The 18,043-nt window shown below is 61.6% G+C and carries 9 protein-coding genes; all 9 read right to left on the reverse strand.

Going from position 1 to position 18,043, the window contains the following annotated elements; all coding sequences use genetic code 11:
• Window positions 1-6: 6 nt before the first annotated feature.
• Window positions 7-7,509, reverse strand: coding sequence for an SDR family NAD(P)-dependent oxidoreductase (locus ACIPW4_RS15285; RefSeq protein ID WP_400659095.1), 7,503 nt, complete (start codon window positions 7,507-7,509; stop codon window positions 7-9).
• Between the two features lie 317 nt (window positions 7,510-7,826).
• A complete protein-coding gene (locus ACIPW4_RS15290; protein WP_400659097.1) occupies window positions 7,827-9,839 on the reverse strand; it encodes a polysaccharide biosynthesis protein in 2,013 nt (670 codons plus the stop codon).
• A gap of 128 nt (window positions 9,840-9,967) precedes the next feature.
• Entirely contained in the window at window positions 9,968-11,965 is a 1,998-nt protein-coding gene (locus tag ACIPW4_RS15295; RefSeq protein WP_400659099.1) for a polysaccharide biosynthesis protein, read from the reverse strand.
• A gap of 50 nt (window positions 11,966-12,015) precedes the next feature.
• Window positions 12,016-13,191 (reverse strand): DegT/DnrJ/EryC1/StrS family aminotransferase, encoded by a 1,176-nt coding sequence (locus ACIPW4_RS15300; RefSeq protein WP_400659100.1) that lies wholly within the window; start codon window positions 13,189-13,191, stop codon window positions 12,016-12,018.
• An 89-nt stretch (window positions 13,192-13,280) separates the two neighbouring features.
• Window positions 13,281-13,904, reverse strand: coding sequence for an acetyltransferase (locus ACIPW4_RS15305; protein ID WP_400659102.1), 624 nt, complete (start codon window positions 13,902-13,904; stop codon window positions 13,281-13,283).
• Window positions 13,901-14,497: a sugar transferase gene (locus ACIPW4_RS15310; protein ID WP_400659104.1), complete on the reverse strand. Its 597-nt coding sequence runs from the start codon at window positions 14,495-14,497 to the stop codon at window positions 13,901-13,903. Before ACIPW4_RS15310 ends, ACIPW4_RS15305 begins: the two co-directional genes overlap by 4 nt.
• A gap of 45 nt (window positions 14,498-14,542) precedes the next feature.
• The gene (locus ACIPW4_RS15315) at window positions 14,543-15,763 is read right to left on the reverse strand and encodes a glycosyltransferase family 4 protein (protein ID WP_400659106.1); all 1,221 of its coding nucleotides are present in this window, start codon (window positions 15,761-15,763) and stop codon (window positions 14,543-14,545) included.
• 6 nt (window positions 15,764-15,769) lie between these two features.
• Entirely contained in the window at window positions 15,770-16,900 is a 1,131-nt protein-coding gene (gene wecB, locus ACIPW4_RS15320; RefSeq protein WP_400659108.1) for a non-hydrolyzing UDP-N-acetylglucosamine 2-epimerase, read from the reverse strand.
• A gap of 28 nt (window positions 16,901-16,928) precedes the next feature.
• Window positions 16,929-18,041 (reverse strand): capsular polysaccharide biosynthesis protein CapF, encoded by a 1,113-nt coding sequence (locus ACIPW4_RS15325; protein WP_400659109.1) that lies wholly within the window; start codon window positions 18,039-18,041, stop codon window positions 16,929-16,931.
• Window positions 18,042-18,043 lie beyond the last annotated feature (2 nt).

Genomic DNA, 18,043 nt, shown 5'->3' on the forward strand with positions numbered 1-18,043 from the left:
CGGCTCTTAATCAATCAGACGGTTAGGTGCCACGCTGGCATCGGCCAGCTCTGCATTCAGCTCAGCCACCTGCTCGGCGCTGAGTTCGCTGCCGTGACGGGCCAGCACGTTCTGCGCCAGCTGCGCGTCGCCGCTGCCGGCTTCGCCGCGCAGCAGCTGCAGCAGGCGCACGCTGAGCTTGTCGATGCTTGAGCTTTCACTCAGCTCCATCACTGGCAGGCGGATGCCGAAGCGCTCTTCCAGGGCAACCACCAGTTCCACGCTCATCAACGAGTCCAGGCCCAGCTCCTGCAAAGGGCGCTGGCTGTCCAGGCGCGCTGGCGGCAGGCGCAGGATTTCGCACACCTCATGCTTGAGCATCTCGGCAAAGCGCTCCAGCAGCTCGGCGTCGTCAAGCTCGGCGAGCATGCGCTGGATATCTTCACCGTCGTTGTCATCGTCCTGTTCGCCGCCGTGAGCGCGGGCCAGCTCGATGAAGCGCGGGGTGCTGGCGGTAGGCAGGAAGCGCGACAGCGCCTTGAAATCCAGCTCCAGCACGCCATGGCCGTTGTCACCGTCGAGCAGCATGGCTTCGAGCTGCGCCAGGGCCGCCTCGGCACGCAGCGCGGCACCGCCCATGCGGCTTTGCAGGGCGTCCTTGATCTGGCTGTTGCGGGCCAGGAAGCCGACATCATCAATAGCCCCCCAGAGCACGGCAGTAGCGGCCAGGCCCTGGGCCCGACGATGCCGTGCCAGGGCTTCGAGCCAGTGGTTGGCGGCTACGTAGTTGGCCTGGCCCGGGTTGCCGAACAGCGTGGTGGCGGACGAGAACATCACGAAGAAGTCCAGCGCCAGGCCTTGGGTCAGTTCGTGCAGGTACTGCGCACCTTTGGCCTTGGGCTCCAGCACGCGCTGCATCTGCTCACCGTCGAGGTTGCGGATCAGGCTGTCGTCGATCACCGTCGCAGCGTGCACCAGGCCACGCAGTGGCCACGGGCTGGCAGCGATACGCTCGACTACGCCTTGCAGCTGGGCACGGTCGGTGATGTCACAGGCCACGGCCTGCACATCGATGCCTTGGGCCTGCCACAGCGCCAGTTGCGGCTGGGCCTCGGTGCTGGCCGGGCCGCGACGACCAAGCAGCACCAGGTGGCGCGCGCCCTTGTCGATCAGCCATTGCGCCGTGCGCAGGCCGAAGCCGCCCAAGCCACCGGTGACCAGGTAGCTGCCATCGGCGGCCAGGTGCAGCGCGCGCTGCGGCTGCTCACGGGTCTCGACGGTGTGCTCGATGGCGCTGCCGTAGGTGACCACGACCTTGCCGATCTGCCGCGCCTGCTGCATGTAGCGGTAAGCCTCGACCACCTGGTTGGCGTCGAACTCGCGGAACGGCAGCGGGTGCAGGATGCCCTGCTCGAACAGCGCCATCATGTCGGCGAACAGCCGCCGGGTGAGTTGCGGGCGCTCGCTCATCAACTGGTCGGCGTCGATGCCGAAGTAGCTGATATTGTTGCGGAACGGGCGCAGGCCGATGCGGGTGTTCTGGTAGAAGTCGCGCTTGCCCAGTTCCAGGAAGCGGCCGAACGGTTTGAGCACGCGGAAGTTGCGGTTGATCGCCTCGCCGGCGAGGGAGTTGAGCACCACATCGACGCCGCGCCCGCCCGTGGCCGCCAGCACCTGGTCGGCATAGGCCAGCGAGCGCGAATCGTAGACGTGGTCGACGCCCAGCAGGCGCAGGAAGTCGCGCTTCTCGTCGCTGCCGGCGGTGGCGTGAATCTCGGCGCCCAGCCACTTGGCAACCTGGATCGCGGCAATGCCCACACCACCGGCGGCGCCGTGGATCAGCACCTTCTCGCCCGGCTCCAGGCGCGCCAGGTGATGCAGCGCGTAGTACACCGTGAAGAACGTGCTCGGGATGGTCGCTGCCGCCTCGAACGACATGCCTTCGGGGATGCGGGCCACGGCGTTGGCGTTGGTCACCAGGCGGTTGGCGAAGCTGCAGGGGCCGAAGCCGACCACGCGATCGCCCGGGGCGAAGTCGCCCAGCACGTCGGCACCCTTGCCTTGCACCACACCGGCAAATTCGAAGCCCAGAGTCGGGCCGGAGAAGCCGTTTTCGATGGCTTCGTCAGACAGCAGGCCGAGGGCGAACATCACGTCACGGAAGTTCAGGCCGGTGGCGCGCACGGCGATGTCCAGCTCGTCGGCCGCCGGCTGGCGCGGCTCGCGCACTTCCCAGCGCAGGTTGCGCAGCTGGCCCGGCAGGTCGAAGCCCAGGCACACCCACTGCTCGCGGGCCTGCTCGGCTGGCGCGGCGCTGGCCAGCACGCGCAGGCGTGGCACATAGCGGCGCCCTTCGCCATCGAGAGCCAGTTCGGTTTCGCTGTCGGCGTTCAGCAGCGCGGGCAGCGCCAGCGCCGGCGAGGCGCCGTGGGCCAGGTCGAGCAAGCGGATGCGGCAAGCTGGCGATTCATTGGCCAGGGTGCGGCCAAAGCCCCAGAAGGCGGCGTCGGCGATAGCATCGACTGCAGTGGCGCTGTCGCTGGCATACAGGTGCTCGGCAGCACCGCGGCTGAACAGCCAGCACTGCGGCGCGATGTTCAGCGCCTCGCAAGCCTGCACCAGGGCGGCGGCCTGCATGCAGCGTTCGGCCTGGCCATCCAGGCCGGCCGAGCTGTCGAACCCGGCCAGGTGCAAGACATGCTCCGGGGGCTGATCGAGGGCGCCAAGTTGCGCGGCCAGGGCCTGGGCATCACCCGGCAGCAACAGGCTGACCTGCTGACCTTGCTCGCGCAATTGCGCGGCCAGGCACTCGGCGGCGCCCTGCCCGGCTTCGGCCAGCACGGCCCAGCGTTGCACGGCCATCACGGCAGTGGCAGCTTCGCAGCCTGCAGGCTTGTCGGCCAGCAGCAGGTAGCTGCCGCAGGCATTGCCTGGCAGTGCATCGAGCGTACGTAGCGTGGTCAGGCCATGGCGTTGCAGTTCATGGGCCCAGAAGGCCGGCGCCTGCTGGCGTGACAGCGCGCGCTGCGGGCCAGCCAGCCACCAGTCGGCCTGGGCACCGAAGACGAAATCGGCCCAGCGTGCCGGGTACTGCCCCAGCAACGCCAACTGGCCATGCGGATTCAGTTGTGCAGCGGCCTGGCGCACGGCATCACCCACGGCGCCCAGGGCACTGAGGTCGGTCGGCACCAGCACCCAGTCGAAACTGCCGGCGTCGGCCAGTTGCTCGAGCCCAACCACGCTCAGTGCCGGGCAGTCATCGCGCAGACGTTGCTCAAGCTCCGGTTCGGCCACGGCGTAGACCAGGTCGATGCGGTCGAAATCCAGCCCGGCATACAACAGCTCGGCAAACGATGGCCCGCCAAAGCCAAACTCCAGCACGCGCAGACGCTGGCCGGCTGGCAGCTGCGCCAGGCGGGCGTCGAGGGTCTGACCGATGCCGGCGAGCAGGCGCTGCTGGCCCGTTGCGCCCAGCACCAGGCGCGACAGGCTGGCGCCGCTGGTTTCCCGCGGCAGCAGGCTGTCGAGCGATTGGCTGGCATCAAGCAGCGCCAGCAGGTGGCGGCCAATGCGGCCAACCGAGTGGATGATCTGGAAGTATTCCGGGTAGCTATGGAACAGCTCCTGCCAGATGGCTTCGGACGACGGACGCTCGCCGTTGTCAGTCAGCTGCCAGCTGCCATCGGTGCCGTGCACCAGGCTGCCATCCTGCGCGGCATGGCGCAGCAGGCTGGCCAGGAACTCACCCTGGCTCTGGGACCACAGCGCCACCTGTTCGGCGCTCAGGCGGCCACCGGCCTGCTCGACCAGGTCGAGCAGAAAACTTGCACACAGCACATCGAGCAGCGGCTCGACTTCATTCAGGTAACGTACCTGCGCCGGTTCGTCGGCCAGGCTCTGCAGCATGCCCGCCAGCGGCGTCGCGGCCAGGGCCTGGCGCTGCACGGGCAGCACCTTGCCGGGGGCGGCCAGGCCGACGTGGCCCAGGCGCTTGATCTCGCCACTGCGGTCGTATTGCAGGCGCACGGCACGCATGCGCGCATCCTTGATTGCCAGCACGGCGTCACCGTTGCCGTCGAACAGGGTGAAGTCGACCAGCAGCGAATGTTCGGTGCGTTTGAGCTGGCGCACTTCGGCCAGCACCGGCACACCGCCGGCCTTGCTGAAGGCAATGCGGCCAAGCTTGACAGGGATGAACGCCAGGCCGTGGTTACGGCCCGGTCGGCTGGCCAGCAGCTCGGTGATCAGCTGGAAGGCACCATCGAGCAAAGCCGGGTGCAGGTGCAGGCTTGCCAGTTCGTGTTCGATCACCGCCGGCACGGTCAGCTGGGCCAATACCCGCTCCGCCTCGACCCAGGCCGCCGCGACGGTCTGGTAGGCCGGCCCGTAGTTGAGGCCGACCGCGCAGGTCAGCGCCAGGTGCTGCTCGGCGCTGAAATCCGCCGGGCGCTGTGGCAAGGCGGGTGCGCGGCCGCCAAGCAGCACGCCGCGCGCTTCGCCAGGCAGGCGCGCGACCACATGCTGCACCCAGTCTTCGCGCTGGGCCAGGGAGCGCGAAGTGATGCGCAGGGTGCCATCGGCCTCTTCGACCTGCACGCGCACCTTCTTGCTGCCCTCGCTGCCGAGCAGCAACGGGTTGTGGATTTCCAGCTCTTCGATGTCGACGAACTCGCCAGGCTGGTGCAGCTGCGCCACGGCCAGCGCCAGCTCGGTAAAGCCGGCCCCCGGGAACAGTACCGACTCACCGACCTTGTGGTCAGCGAGGGTGGGGAACAGTTGCGTGTCGAGGCGGTTTTCCCAGGTCAGCGCCTGATCGACCAGCGGGTAGCCCAGCAACGGGTGCACGCGCTCGCGGCTCAAGGTGTTGAATGTCTCGGCGCTGACCGGCAGCTGGAAGTGATCACGCTGCCAGCTGTAGTTAGGCAGGCTGACCGGGCGGCCGGCAACCGGGAAGCGCACCGGCCACTGTGGCTCGACGCCAGCAATCAACAGGCGTGCAACGCTGCGCTCCAGCAACTGCGTGCTGTGGTCGTTGCGCTTGAGCGTGGCCACCACCTGCCCCGGTTGCTCGCACTCGGCCAGCACATCGGTCACGTAGCTGCGCAGGATCGGGTGCGGGCCGACTTCGACGAACAGGTTCAGGCCGTTGCGCACCAACGCGTCGAGGGCGCCCTGGAACAGGACCGGGAAGCGGATGTTCTGCCACCAGTACTGGCTGTCCAGGCGCTCGCCGGGCAGTTCGCCACCGACCACGGTGGAGTAGAACGGGACCTGCGTCGCTTGCGGGTGGATATGCGCCAGGTCGGCGACCACCGCCTGCTCGATCGGGTTCATCGCCGGCGAGTGGAAGGCGTAGTCCAGGTCCAGGCGGCGAGCGAACACCTGGCGCTCGGCCAGGGTTTCCTCGAGCACGGCCAGGGCGTCGGTCTCACCGGCCACGGTAGCGCCGCGGGCGCTGTTTTCGCCGGCAACGACCACGCGGCCGTCCAGCCCCAAGTCGGCGATCAGTGCCGCAGTGGCTTCACCCGACAGGCCGACGGCGGTCATCTGCCCGCAGCCGCGGGTAAGGCCCTGCAGGCGGCTACGGTGGTAGATGACCTGGGTGGCGTCCGCCAGGCTCAACGCACCGCTGGCCCAGGCGGCCGCCACCTCGCCCACGCTGTGGCCGATCACCGCCACCGGGCGAATGCCTTCGGCGGCCAGTACCCGGGTGACCGCCACTTGCAGGGCGAACAGCGCCGGCTGGGCGATTTCGGTACGGGCGTAGCGGCCTTCGCCGTTGTCACCGAGCAACTCGGCACGCAGCGAGTACCCCGCCAGCGGCTGGAACAGGGCATCCACTTCATCCACTGCGGCAGCGAACAGCGCGTGGCCGAGCATCGCACGGCCCATGCCCTGCCATTGCGAGCCATTGCCGGAGTAGACGAACACCGGGCCACTGGCCCCCTCCAGCGCTTGGCCGGCTTCGAGCACGGCACTGAGCTCGCTGAGGCTCGGGTCCTGGGCGTAGTCGTCCAGCGCCTGCGCGGCTTCGGCGAGGTTGTCGCTGATCAGCAGCAGGCGATGGGCGTGGGCGTCGCGGCGGAACATGGCCTGATAGGCCACGTCGTAGTAATCGGCGTCGGCATGCTCGGCCAGGTAGGCGGCAAAACGCTCGGCCGTGGCCCGCAGGCCCTGCTCGGTCTTGGCACTGAGCAATAGCGGTACGCTGCGCTTGCCGACCTGTGGCGCGGCACTGTGCTGTGGCTCGGGGCTCTGCAGGATGACGTGGGCATTGGCGCCACCAAAGCCGAACGAGTTGACGCCTACGGTCAACTGGCCTTCACGCTTGAGCGCCAGCGGCTCGGTGACTACCTGCAGGTTGAGGTCGCCGAACGGGATATTCGGGTTGAGCGCCTTGACCCCGATGGTCGCGGGTACGGTGCGCTCGGCCATGCAATTGAGCGCCTTTACCAGGCCGGCCACACCGGAGGCAGCTTCGAGGTGGCCGAGGTTGCTTTTGACCGAGCCGATTGGCAGCGGGTTGCCGGCGCCACGCGCCTGGCCCAGCGCCTCGCCGATGGCGCGGGTTTCGATCGGGTCGCCCACCGACGTTCCGGTGCCATGGGCTTCGAGGTAGTCGAGCTGTTCAGGGGCGATGCCCGACTTGGCGTAGGCCTTGCGCAACAGCGCGGCCTGGGCTTCGGCATTGGGCAGGGTCAGGCTGGACTTGCGACCATCGGTGTTCACCGCACTGGCCGCCACCACCGCGAGGATGGTGTTGCCATCGGCCACGGCCTGGTCGTAGTCCTTGAGCAGGAACAGGCCACCGCCTTCGGAGCGGGCGTAGCCGTCGCCGTTTTCATCGAACGACTGGCAACGGCCGGTGCGCGACAGCATGGTGGCCTTGGAGAAGATCATGAAGCCGAACGGGTGCATGTGCAGGCTGATGCCGCCGGTCACGGCCTGGTCGACATCACCGCTGAGGATCGCCTGGCAGGCCTGGTGGAATGCCACCAGCGACGAGGAGCAGGCGGTATCGATGGCCATGCTCGGGCCGCGCAGGTCGTAGAAGAACGACAGCCGGTTGGCGGCGATGCTCATGGTGTTGCCGGTGGCGGTTGCGCCGTCGATCGATGCCATGTCGTCGACCAGGCGGTAGGCCTGCTCGACGGCGGCGATGCCCAGGTACACGCCACAGTTGCTGCCACGCAGGCTCGAAGGCCGAACGCCGGCGTTCTCGAAGGTTTCCCAGCACATTTCCAGCAGCATGCGCTGCTGCGGGTCCATCATCGCGGCCTCGCGCGGCGAGATGTTGAAGAAGCCCGCATCGAAGGCGCTGATGTCGCCCAGGGTGCCCGAGGCAAATGTGTAGCTGGTGGCAGGGTTGGCCTTGTCCGGGTGCAGGAACTCGGCCTTCTCCCAACGCGAGGCGTCAACCTGGGTGACCAGGTCACGCCCCTCCATCAGGTTCTGCCAGAAGCTGGCAGAGGCGGAACCGGGGAAACGATACGAACAACCAACGATTGCAACCTGTCTACGCTTGATCAAAACCCATTCCTTCAAAGCTCATCTGGCACCGTCCCATCCTGCGGACAGCCGGCATGCCTGGCCTGGCCACGTGGGTGGCCGGTCATCCTTTGTACTGATGATTGTCTGGTTATCTGAAGCTGCTGTGCACGCGAGGGAAGCAAGACTTGTGGTCGGGGGCTGGCGTGGGGAATTTCAGATTTGTGTGAGGGAATGATACGCGGGTTGGGGGGGTGGGAAAACCCTGGGGGTCAGTGACATGGCCTCTGTGGGTGTGGCAAACGACAATCTTCATGCCTGCGCCCCACGAAAAGGCGAGCACAGGCATCGAAAGCCACTCAGGGTTCGAGGCGACGTTGCTGGTAGATCCAGTCGACGATCTCGCCTTCGGGCGCATAGCCGATCACCGTTTCGCGCAGCAATTGCCGTACCCGCACGAAGTCGTCGCTGGATGCTGCAGCCAGCAGCTGCTGCAAAGCATCCTTCAGCGTGTCCCATGGCAAGAGGTCCTCGTTGGCACTCATGATCATGGGGTGGCGTGTTGCGAGCACGTTGTCACCGATCAGCAACTCTTCGTAGAGCTTTTCACCTGGGCGAAGACCGGTGAACTCGATGGTGATATCCCCCATCGGGTTGCGCTCATTGCGCACGCTGAAGCCGGACAGGTGAATCATCTTCTCAGCCAGCTCGACAATGCGCACCGGCTCGCCCATGTCGAGCACGAACACGTCCCCGCCCTTGCCCATGGAGCCGGCCTGGATGACCAACTGAGCGGCTTCGGGAATGGTCATGAAGTAACGCGTGATCTTCGGGTGCGTCACGGTCAGTGGCCCACCGGCCTTGATCTGCTTGTGGAACAGCGGGATCACCGAGCCGGACGAACCCAGCACGTTACCGAAGCGCACCATGGTGAAACGGGTCTTGTTGACCTGCGAGACGTTGCCGGCATCGCCGAACAGCACTGGCGCCAGCTCCTGGCTGAGGGCTTGCAGGGTCATTTCGGCCAGACGTTTGGTGCTGCCCATCACGTTGGTTGGGCGTACGGCCTTGTCGGTGGAGATCAGCACGAAGTTGGCGACGCCGGCTTGCAGGGCGGCTTGGGCCGTGTGCAGAGTGCCGATGACGTTGTTCAACAAGCCTTCGGTGATGTTGTGCTCGACCATGGGCACGTGCTTGTAGGCGGCAGCGTGGTAGACGGTGTCGACGTGCCAGGTTTTCATGATGTCGAGCATCTGGGGTTGGTTGCGTACAGAGCCCAGGATCGGGATCAGGCTGACCGACAACGACTCACGGGCGATACGCTGCTCCAGCTCCGTGAAGATGCTGTAAAGATTGAACTCGCTGTGATCGAGCAACAGCAACGTTCTGGGCAATTGCCCAACTATCTGACGGCAGAGTTCGGAACCGATCGAGCCACCAGCGCCGGTGACCAGCACTACCTGATCAACAATGCAACGCTCCAGCAGGTCGCTCTGTGCAGGCACGGCGTCACGGCCCAGCAAGTCGGCAATGTCGACTTCCTGGATGTCATCGACCTTGACCTTGCCACTGGCCAAGTCCATGAAGCCAGGCACACTGCGGACATGCAGCGGGAAACCTTCGAGGAATGTCAGGATTTCCCTTCGACGGGTCCGACTGGCAGACGGGACCGCCAGCAATATCTCCTGAGTACCGGTCACATCGATCAGCCGTTGCAGCTGATCTGGGTGGTACACCTGCAAGCCTGCAATGACACGATCGGAGATACTGGCATCGTCATCGATGAACGCAACGGGACGCATAGCCTTGTCCATGCGCAGAGCTGCCACCAGCTGATTACCCGCAGCACCAGCGCCGTAGACGGCGACTTTGGGCAGGCCATCTTCACGACTGGCGAACGGCACGTGCTGGACGGCGGTACTGAACCAGTCACCCAGGAAGTATTGACGCATGGCCAATCGCAACCCGCCAACCATGATCAAGCTCAACCACCAGTAATTGAAGGTGATCGAGCGGGGTACCACAGCCTGGTGGTCGCCCACCCAATAGATGATGACACCCAGGATCAACGCCGAAAGGGTAACCGCCTTGATGATTGCGATCAGGGCGTCGTTGCCAAAGTACCTCATTACTGCCCGATAGAGCCCGAAGCGTATGAACAACGGGATGGCCACAACAGGGGCACACAAGAACAGCCACGCATGTTTGATCAACGGGTTGACCAGGTCGTCTATCCCCAGCCTGACCACGAAAGCCAGCCACAAGGCGCACCAGACCAGACCAACGTCCGTCACCACCTGCAACAAGCGCTTGTGTCCGCGCGGCAGCTTCTGCAAACGCTCTCGAATGCTATTGCCGACCCAGTTTCCCATAGCGCCCCCATCTACCCCGTTATGGTTGTAACTCTAGACGCGGTATCCGGCGTTGATCTACGGGATCGTCTACGCGCGAAAAGCGCTCCGCGCCTTTTGTATAATGCGTCAGGCAGTGCAGGCGTATGTCAGGGTTTCAGACGACTTTGAATATGCATGAAATCGACAATTTCACCTTGAGGGGCATAGCCGGCAACGGTTTCACGCAGGATTTGCCGGAGTGTCACGTAGTCATCCGTTTCGATCGCTGCGAGTAACGCCGTCAACCTCTGCTTCATTATGTCCCAAGGCAAACAGTCTTCTTGTGCACTCATGATCATCGGATGACGCGTGGCGATCACATTGTCACCAATGAGCAGTTCCTCATAGAGTTTCTCACCCGGCCGCAGGCCGCTGAATTCGATGGTGATGTCGCCATGGGGGTTGCGCTCGGACCGCACGCTGAGGCCCGACAGATGAATCATCTTCTCGGCGAGCTCGACGATCTTGACCGGCTCCCCCATGTCCAGTACGAATACATCACCGCCCTGCCCCATGGAACCGGCTTGGATCACCAACTGGGCAGCCTCGGGAATCGTCATGAAGTAACGCGTGATTTTGGGGTGCGTAACCGTCACCGGGCCACCGGCCTGGATCTGCTTATGGAACAGCGGGATTACAGAACCTGAAGAACCCAACACATTGCCGAACCGCACCATGGTAAAACGCGTGCGATTGACTCGAGACACATTGCCCTCTTCGCCAAAAAGCACAGGCGCCGCTTCATGGCTCAAGGCTTGCAACGCAAGTTCAGCCAGGCGTTTGGTGCTGCCCATCACATTTGTCGGGCGTACGGCCTTGTCTGTCGAGATAAGCACAAAATTGGCAACGCCTGCCTGCAGTGCAGCTTGAGCCGTATGGAGGGTGCCGATGACATTGTTCAGCACGCCCTCGGCAATATTGTGCTCGACCATAGGTACATGCTTGTAGGCAGCGGCGTGATACACCGTATCAACCTTCCAGCTGCGCAGCACATCCAGTAGCAACCTGGGGTTGCGCACCGAACCCAGTATTGGCAACAACCGCGTGCTCAAGCCTTCGCGAATGATGCGCTGCTCCAGCTCGGATTGAATGCTGTAAAGGTTGAACTCACTGTGCTCGAACATCAGCAGGGTCGTCGGCGACAGGCTCAGGATCTGCCTGCACAACTCGGACCCTATCGAGCCGCCAGCCCCAGTGACCAACACCGTCTGCCCTGCGATGCAGCGCTCCAGCAAATCGTCCTGTGCAGGCACTGCATCTCGACCCAGCAAATCTGCAATATCAACTTCCTGGATATCATCCACCTTGACCCGGCCACTGGCCAGGTCCATGAACCCTGGAATACTGCGCACGTGCAGCGGAAATGGCTCAAGATGGGTCAGGATTTCCCGGCGACGGACCCTGCTGGCAGAAGGGATGGCCAGCAGAATCTCCTGCGCCCCGGTAACGTCCAGCATTTTCTCGATTTGCTCAGGTTTGTAGACCTGCAAGCCCGAAATCACTCGGTCGGCAATGCTGTCGTCATCATCAATGAATGCCACCGGGCGCATCACCTTGCCCATCCGTAGCGCCGCCACGAGCTGGTTGCCGGCAGCACCAGCGCCGTAGACTGCGACCCGGGGCAGACCGTCCTGCCGGTTAGCGAATGGTACATGTTGCGCAGCAGTGAACCAGTCGCCGAGAAAGTACTGACGCATGGCGAGGCGCAGCCCGCCCACCATGATCAGGCTGAGCCACCAATAGTTGAAAATGACCGACCTTGGCACCAGATGTTCATGGTTACTGTACCAATACACCACAAGCCCAAGTATCAACGCAGACAGGCTGACCGCTTTGATAATTGCGATCAGGGCTTCGTTGCCAAAGTAGCGCATGACCGCCCGATACATGCCGAAGCGAATAAATAGCGGAATGGAAACGGCAGGCGCCGCGACAAACAGCCATGCATGTTCCAGAACCGGGTTGGCCAGTTCATCGATACCCAACCTGACGAGGAAAGCCAGCCACAGGGCTGCCCAAACCAGCAGGATATCGGCTACAACCTGCACAAGGCGCTTGTGACGCCTTGGCAAGGCTAGCAACCAGGCGCGCGGTCTATTAATCATGCTTGCACTTCCATGCCATTCATCACAAAACTCCTACATTTGCAGGAGCGTTACGCTGCTGCCAACGCCATCACGTCTTTCAGTGCCTGGCAGGTTTTTTCGATTTCCGCAGCACTCAAAGTCGGGTGCACCAGGAACATCAGGCTGGTTTCCCCCAGCTCCCTGGCAACACTCAGGTGCGGCTCTGGGCGCCAGTTGGTGCCATCAAAGGCTTTTTCCAGGTAGACCTCCGAACAAGAGCCGGAGAAGCAAGGTACACCGCGCTCCATGATCGCCCCCAGAATGCGGTCACGCGACCATTCCGGGCGTAGGGCACCAGGCTCGACAAAAACGTAACACTTGTAGGCCGCATGGCCGATGTCCTGCTCTGGAACAGGCACCCGCAAGCCCTTGAGCCCCTTCGCACATTCCCAGATAGTGCTGGCATTTTCCTTACGTGCCTTGCTCCAGCCAGGCATGCGGCGCAGCTGAATTCGGCCAATAACCCCTTGCATTTCCATCATGCGCCAGTTGGTGCCAAAGCTCTCGTGCAACCAGCGGAATCCGGGGGCATGCTCGCGCTGGTAAACCGCTTCCCAGCTCTTCCCGTGATCCTTGAACGCCCACATTTTTGCCCAAAGCTCACGGTCGTTGGTGGTGACCATGCCGCCTTCACCACCGGTAGTCATGATCTTGTCCTGGCAAAACGACCAAGCGCCGACATGCCCGATAGAGCCAACCGAACGCCCCTTGTAACTTGCACCGTGCGCCTGTGCACAATCCTCGATCACTTTCAGATCATGCTGGGCCGCCAACTCCATGATGGGATCCATGTCGCATGGCCAACCGGCAAGGTGCACGCAGATCACAGCCCGTGTACGCGGCGTCAGCACTGCGCGGATGGTTTCAGCAGTGATATTTTGCGTGTCCCTGTCGACTTCTGCAAAAACCGGTACCGCCCCAGCGTTGACGATGCTGGACACCGAGGCGAGGAAAGTACGCGGCGTAACGACCACCTCGTCACCTTTGCCAATGCCCAACGCGTTCAACGCCAAATCCAGTGCAACAGTGCCGTTGGCAAGCGCCACCGCATGGGCGGTACCGGCCCAGGCAGCGAACTCCTGCTCGAACTGGCGGCATTCCTGGCCTGTCCAGTAATTGACCTTGTTGGACAGCACAACATCGCGGACTGCATTGGCCTCTTCATCGGTGAATGATGGCCAAGGGGCAAAAGAAGTATTCAACACAGTGATCTACTCGCTATCCAAAATTTTCGACAAGACTGACGACTTACTGCGCCAGCCATAAATGCTTGGTTCGTTAACGCTGATCGCTGTCATTTGCCGACTGCTCGTGCTGGAACCCCGACAACCGTCAGGTCATCTGCAACAGCCGACACCACCGCCGCACCAGCGCCAACGGTGACACGCTCGCCGATGCGGGTCAGTTGACGCACACTGGCACCAATGCCGACCCAACTTTCGTCGCCAACCTGCACCTGGCCTGCCAGGCGCGCGCCAGGGCTGACATGAACAAACGCCCCTAGGCTGCAATCGTGATCGACACTGCAACCGGTATTGAGGATGGCACCGTCACCGATTTCGCAGAACGGGTTGATTACAGCAGTGGCAAACACCACGCTACCAGCGCCCAGATGCGCGTGCTTGCTGACTACGGCAGCAGGATGAATGATCGTTGCCATCTTGGCGCCAGCCTGCACGAGCAACTGCTGTTTCGCGCAGCGGATGGCATTGTTGCCAATCGCCACGACCACGCCCTCGTAAGTATCAACTGCATCAAGCAACTGTGCACTGCCTCCTACAATAGACCACGCGCCACACACCGTGCGCTTAGGCCAGACATCGTCGAAGAAGTCGATTTGTTCCCAGCCACACAGCGCTGCAGCATCGGCCACTACCTTTCCATGGCCGCTGGCACCCAGAATCGCCAACCGGTTCATTTTCGCGAACCGGTGAATTTGGACATGGTGACTTCGCCCTGCGCACTGATACCGTCGCGTACGACGACTTTTTTTACCGTAAGAAAGATGATTCTGAGGTCCAGCCAGAACGAGCGATTATCTACGTACCAGACGTCCAGCTTGAACTTCTCTTCCCAGCTTAATGCGTTACGACCGTTGATTTGCGCCCAGCCGGTAACGCCCGGACGTACATCGTGACGTCGCAGTTGCTCGGTGTCGTACAACGGCAGGTACTCCATCAGCAACGGGCGGGGGCCGACCAGGCTCATATCGCCTTTCACGACATTCCACAACTCGGGCAACTCATCGAGGCTGCTGGAACGCAAGAAGCTACCGAAGCGGGTCATGCGCTCGGCGTCAGGTAGCGGATTGCCTCTGCTATCGAGCGCATCGCGCATCGTCCGGAACTTGACCATCTCGAAAGGCTTGCCATGCATACCCGGCCGTACCTGACGGAACAATACCGGTGAGCCAAGCTTACGGCGGATCATCATCGCCACGATGACGATTACTGGCGACAGCACTATCAGGCCAGCCGTGGCGGCGACCACATCGAACAATCGTTTCAACATCTCAATACCTAACCAAATTCATCGGCCCGACCAAGGTTTGCACCATTATTTGCCCAAGCGCCTGAAATGTTCGCCAAAGCGTTGTACGCCCACTTTCAAGGAGAGCTTCTGACGATAAAACTCCGCGCCTCTCTGGCCCATTTGAGCCCTGGTCTGCTCAGTCAGCAGACTAAGTTCGATGCAGGCATCCGCCAGCGCCTGAGGGTTTTGCGGCTCGGCAATCACTCCACAGTCGGCATCGCGCACCAGCTGCGCCGCGTCCCCTTCCACTGCCATGATCAACGGCTTGCCGGCAGCCATGTAAGCTTGAGTCTTCGACGGTATGGTAATGGTGAAGAGCGGGTCCTTCTTCAGGTGTACCATCAACGCATCAGCACTGGCCAGATACGCCCCAACCTCTGCCATGGGTACGCCTGGCAAAAAAGTCACGTTGTCGAGCAGCCTTTGCTGCGCAACATTCTGCAGACGCGTAACTTCAACGCCACCGCCGAGAAAGACCAGCGATACATTGGCCGCTCTTTGCTTGAGAATCGCAGCGGCGTCCATCAGTGCATCAAGAGCTTGCGCCTTGCCCATGTTGCCGGCGAACAACACCCGAAAGGTGTCGCTTTCCGGGAAGTTGCCAGGCTTGGCTGCATCAGCAGTACGCACCATGTCTTCAGCGCACCAGTTGTAGATCACATCGATCTTTGCAGCCGAGACACCACGTTCGATGAGCAGCCGCTTGAACCCAGGCGAAAGCACCACGATCTGGTCAACACGCCGGTACACCCAGTCGCATACCCGACTGACCAGCCGCAGTGCCTTCTCGTTGGAGAACATACCCGTAGCCTTCAAGGTATCCGGCCACATGTCCTGTATGTCATAGACCACCGGTACTCTACGGAACAGCCGTATGAGTGCTGCCGACATACCGACCGTCAACGGCGGGTGGTAGGCATAGATGACATCCGGTTTGCGCGCACCGAACACCCCATAGAGCAGGCTGGTCGCCGCAAAACTTGCGTAGTTGAGTACACGCCCGATACCGCTTTGCCCATGGCTGGGATAAAGCGGCACGCGCGTCACCTTGACGCCATCGATCACTTCACGCTGTATGAGTTTGACCTTGTACCCCGAGTACAATTTACCGCCTGGGTAATTGGGGAAGCCGGTGACGACTTCGACCTCGAACCCCTGGGCCACCAGCTCACGAGCGAAAACCAGCCCCTTGAAGGTCGGCTCTGGATCAAACCACTGGGTCAACAGAAGGATACGTGTAGCCATGGGGGATCAGTACCTTCTCCAGACGGTACGCATTACATAGTCACGGTAGCTGTGGATAATTCGCACCACCTTCTCCGATACATTTGGCATGCTGTAGTCTTCCACCAGGCGTAGGCCTCGGCTCTCGCCACGTGATTGGCTGTCCAGCACCGCCAGCCCCTGCAGCACGCGCGTGACCTCAAGTCCTGTCATCATCACCGCAGCCTCTTCCATACCTTCCGGGCGTTCATGTGCCTCGCGCAAGTTCAGTGCGGGGAAATTGAGGATCGACGATTCTTCGTTGATTGTGCCACTGTCTGACAAGACCGCTCTGGATGCCAGTTGCAGCTTGTTGTAGTCAGTGAAGCCCAGCGGTTTGAGCAGGCGTACGTTGGCGTGAAACTTGACACCTAGCGCATCGACTCGTTTCTGCGTGCGAGGGTGGGTAGAGACAATCACCGGCAGGTCGAACTCAGCGGCCACGGTGTTGAGCACATCCACCAGCTTGAGGAAGTTTTTGTCCGTCTCAATGTTCTCTTCGCGGTGCGCGCTGACGACAAAAAACTGCCCCTCTTCCAATCCAAGGCGCTGCAGTACATCGGAAGCGTCGATCGAGGGACGGTAGTGGTTGAGTACCTCGAACATCGGACTACCGGTCTTGATCACCATGTCTGGCGGCAGGCCCTCGCGGAGCAGGTAGTCACGCGCGATAGTGCTGTAGGTGAGGTTGATGTCAGCCGTGTGGTCGACGATGCGTCGGTTGATCTCTTCAGGGACACGCATGTCGAAGCAACGGTTGCCTGCTTCCATGTGAAAGGTCGGGATTTTGCGACGCTTGGCCGGAATCACCGCCATGCAGCTGTTGGTATCCCCGAGAACCAGCAACGCTTCAGGCTGCACCTCGGCCAGCACGCGATCCACCGCAATGATCACATTGCCAATTGTCTCTGCACCAGAGGCTCCGGCAGCATTGAGGAAATGGTCAGGTTTGCGGATACCCAGATCCTGAAAGAAGATTTCATTCAGCTCGTAGTCATAATTCTGGCCGGTATGCACCAGTACCTGTTCACAATGCTGATCAAGCGCACTCATTACCCGCGACAGGCGAATGATCTCGGGACGGGTTCCAACAACAGTGACAATTTTCAGCTTTTTCATACTGTCCTCATTTCATACGCCAACCGAGTCACGGGCAAACCGGCAACGCATAAGTATCTGGGTGTTCACGATCGAAAATTTCATTGGCCCATAGCATGACGATCATTTCGTCATCACCGATATTGGTAATGTCATGGGTCCAACCTGGGACTGTCTCGACGATCGTCGGTGACTCGCCACTGGTTTGAAGCTCGTAGAACTCTTCGGTGACAACATGGCGAAAACGGAAGTTCGCCTTGCCCTTGATCACGAGGAATTTTTCGGTCTTGGAATGATGATAATGACCGCCGCGCGTTATGCCTGGATGAGCCGTAAAGTAGGAAAATTGACCCGCTTGAGGCGTTTTCAGCATTTCGACGAAAACACCGCGTGGGTCGCCGTACTTGGGTACTTCATAGGTGAACGCTGCAGGCGGAAGGTAACTGAGGTAGGTGGAATACAGCGCGCGCGCAAGGCCCACACCTACATTTCCGGTGATCAGCGTCGAGCGGCTCTCACGGAAACTGCGCAGCAGCTCTGCCAACGCGCCCACCGTGGTGCTGTAGACCGGTTCGACATCGACCTTGCCACTGCCCACGCTCTCGCCATCCATGACGGCCAAGAACTTGCTGACCACATCATCGACGTAAACCAAGCTCACAGCTGCAGAGGCGTCATGGATCTGGATAGGCAGGTCATGAGCAATATTGTGGCAGAAGGTCGCGACCGCCGAGTTGTAATTGGGGCGTGCCCACTTTCCAAAAACGTTAGGCAAACGGAAGATATAGACGTCATTGCCATGCGCTTGGGCTAGTGCAGTCAACGCCTGTTCGGCTGCCAGCTTACTGAGTCCGTAAGGGTTGTCTAGCACTGCCTGGATAGACGAGGTATAGAGTATCGGAATGTTTCGCCCTGTGGCCTTCACCGCCTCGCACAGCTGTTGGGTCAGCTCACTGTTGCCACTGCCGAACTCCGCAGGATCCTGAGGACGATTGACGCCGGCAAGGTGAAAGACGAACTCGACTTGCGCAACCTTGGCTTTCAGCGATTGCTGATCATCACCACGCGTGTAAAGGATGACTTCAACGTCCTTGCGCTCGCGCAAGTGAACCAGCAAGTTGCGGGCGATGAAACCATTGCTCCCAGTGACCAGAACCTTCATGG

This window comes from Pseudomonas sp. NPDC089996 (assembly GCF_044748405.1).
Taxonomy (GTDB): Bacteria; Pseudomonadota; Gammaproteobacteria; order Pseudomonadales; family Pseudomonadaceae; genus Aquipseudomonas.

Excerpts from the sequence above, each read along its gene's own strand:
- ACIPW4_RS15290 (WP_400659097.1), bottom strand. The coding sequence starts at position 9,839 with ATGGGAAACTGGGTCGGCAATAGCATTCGAGAGCGTTTGCAGAAGCTG.
- ACIPW4_RS15305 (WP_400659102.1), bottom strand. The coding sequence starts at position 13,904 with ATGAACCGGTTGGCGATTCTGGGTGCCAGCGGCCATGGAAAGGTAGTG.
- wecB (WP_400659108.1), bottom strand. The coding sequence starts at position 16,900 with ATGAAAAAGCTGAAAATTGTCACTGTTGTTGGAACCCGTCCCGAGATC.
- ACIPW4_RS15315 (WP_400659106.1), bottom strand. The coding sequence starts at position 15,763 with ATGGCTACACGTATCCTTCTGTTGACCCAGTGGTTTGATCCAGAGCCG.
- ACIPW4_RS15325 (WP_400659109.1), bottom strand. The coding sequence starts at position 18,041 with ATGAAGGTTCTGGTCACTGGGAGCAATGGTTTCATCGCCCGCAACTTG.
- ACIPW4_RS15310 (WP_400659104.1), bottom strand. The coding sequence starts at position 14,497 with ATGTTGAAACGATTGTTCGATGTGGTCGCCGCCACGGCTGGCCTGATA.
- ACIPW4_RS15295 (WP_400659099.1), bottom strand. The coding sequence starts at position 11,965 with ATGATTAATAGACCGCGCGCCTGGTTGCTAGCCTTGCCAAGGCGTCAC.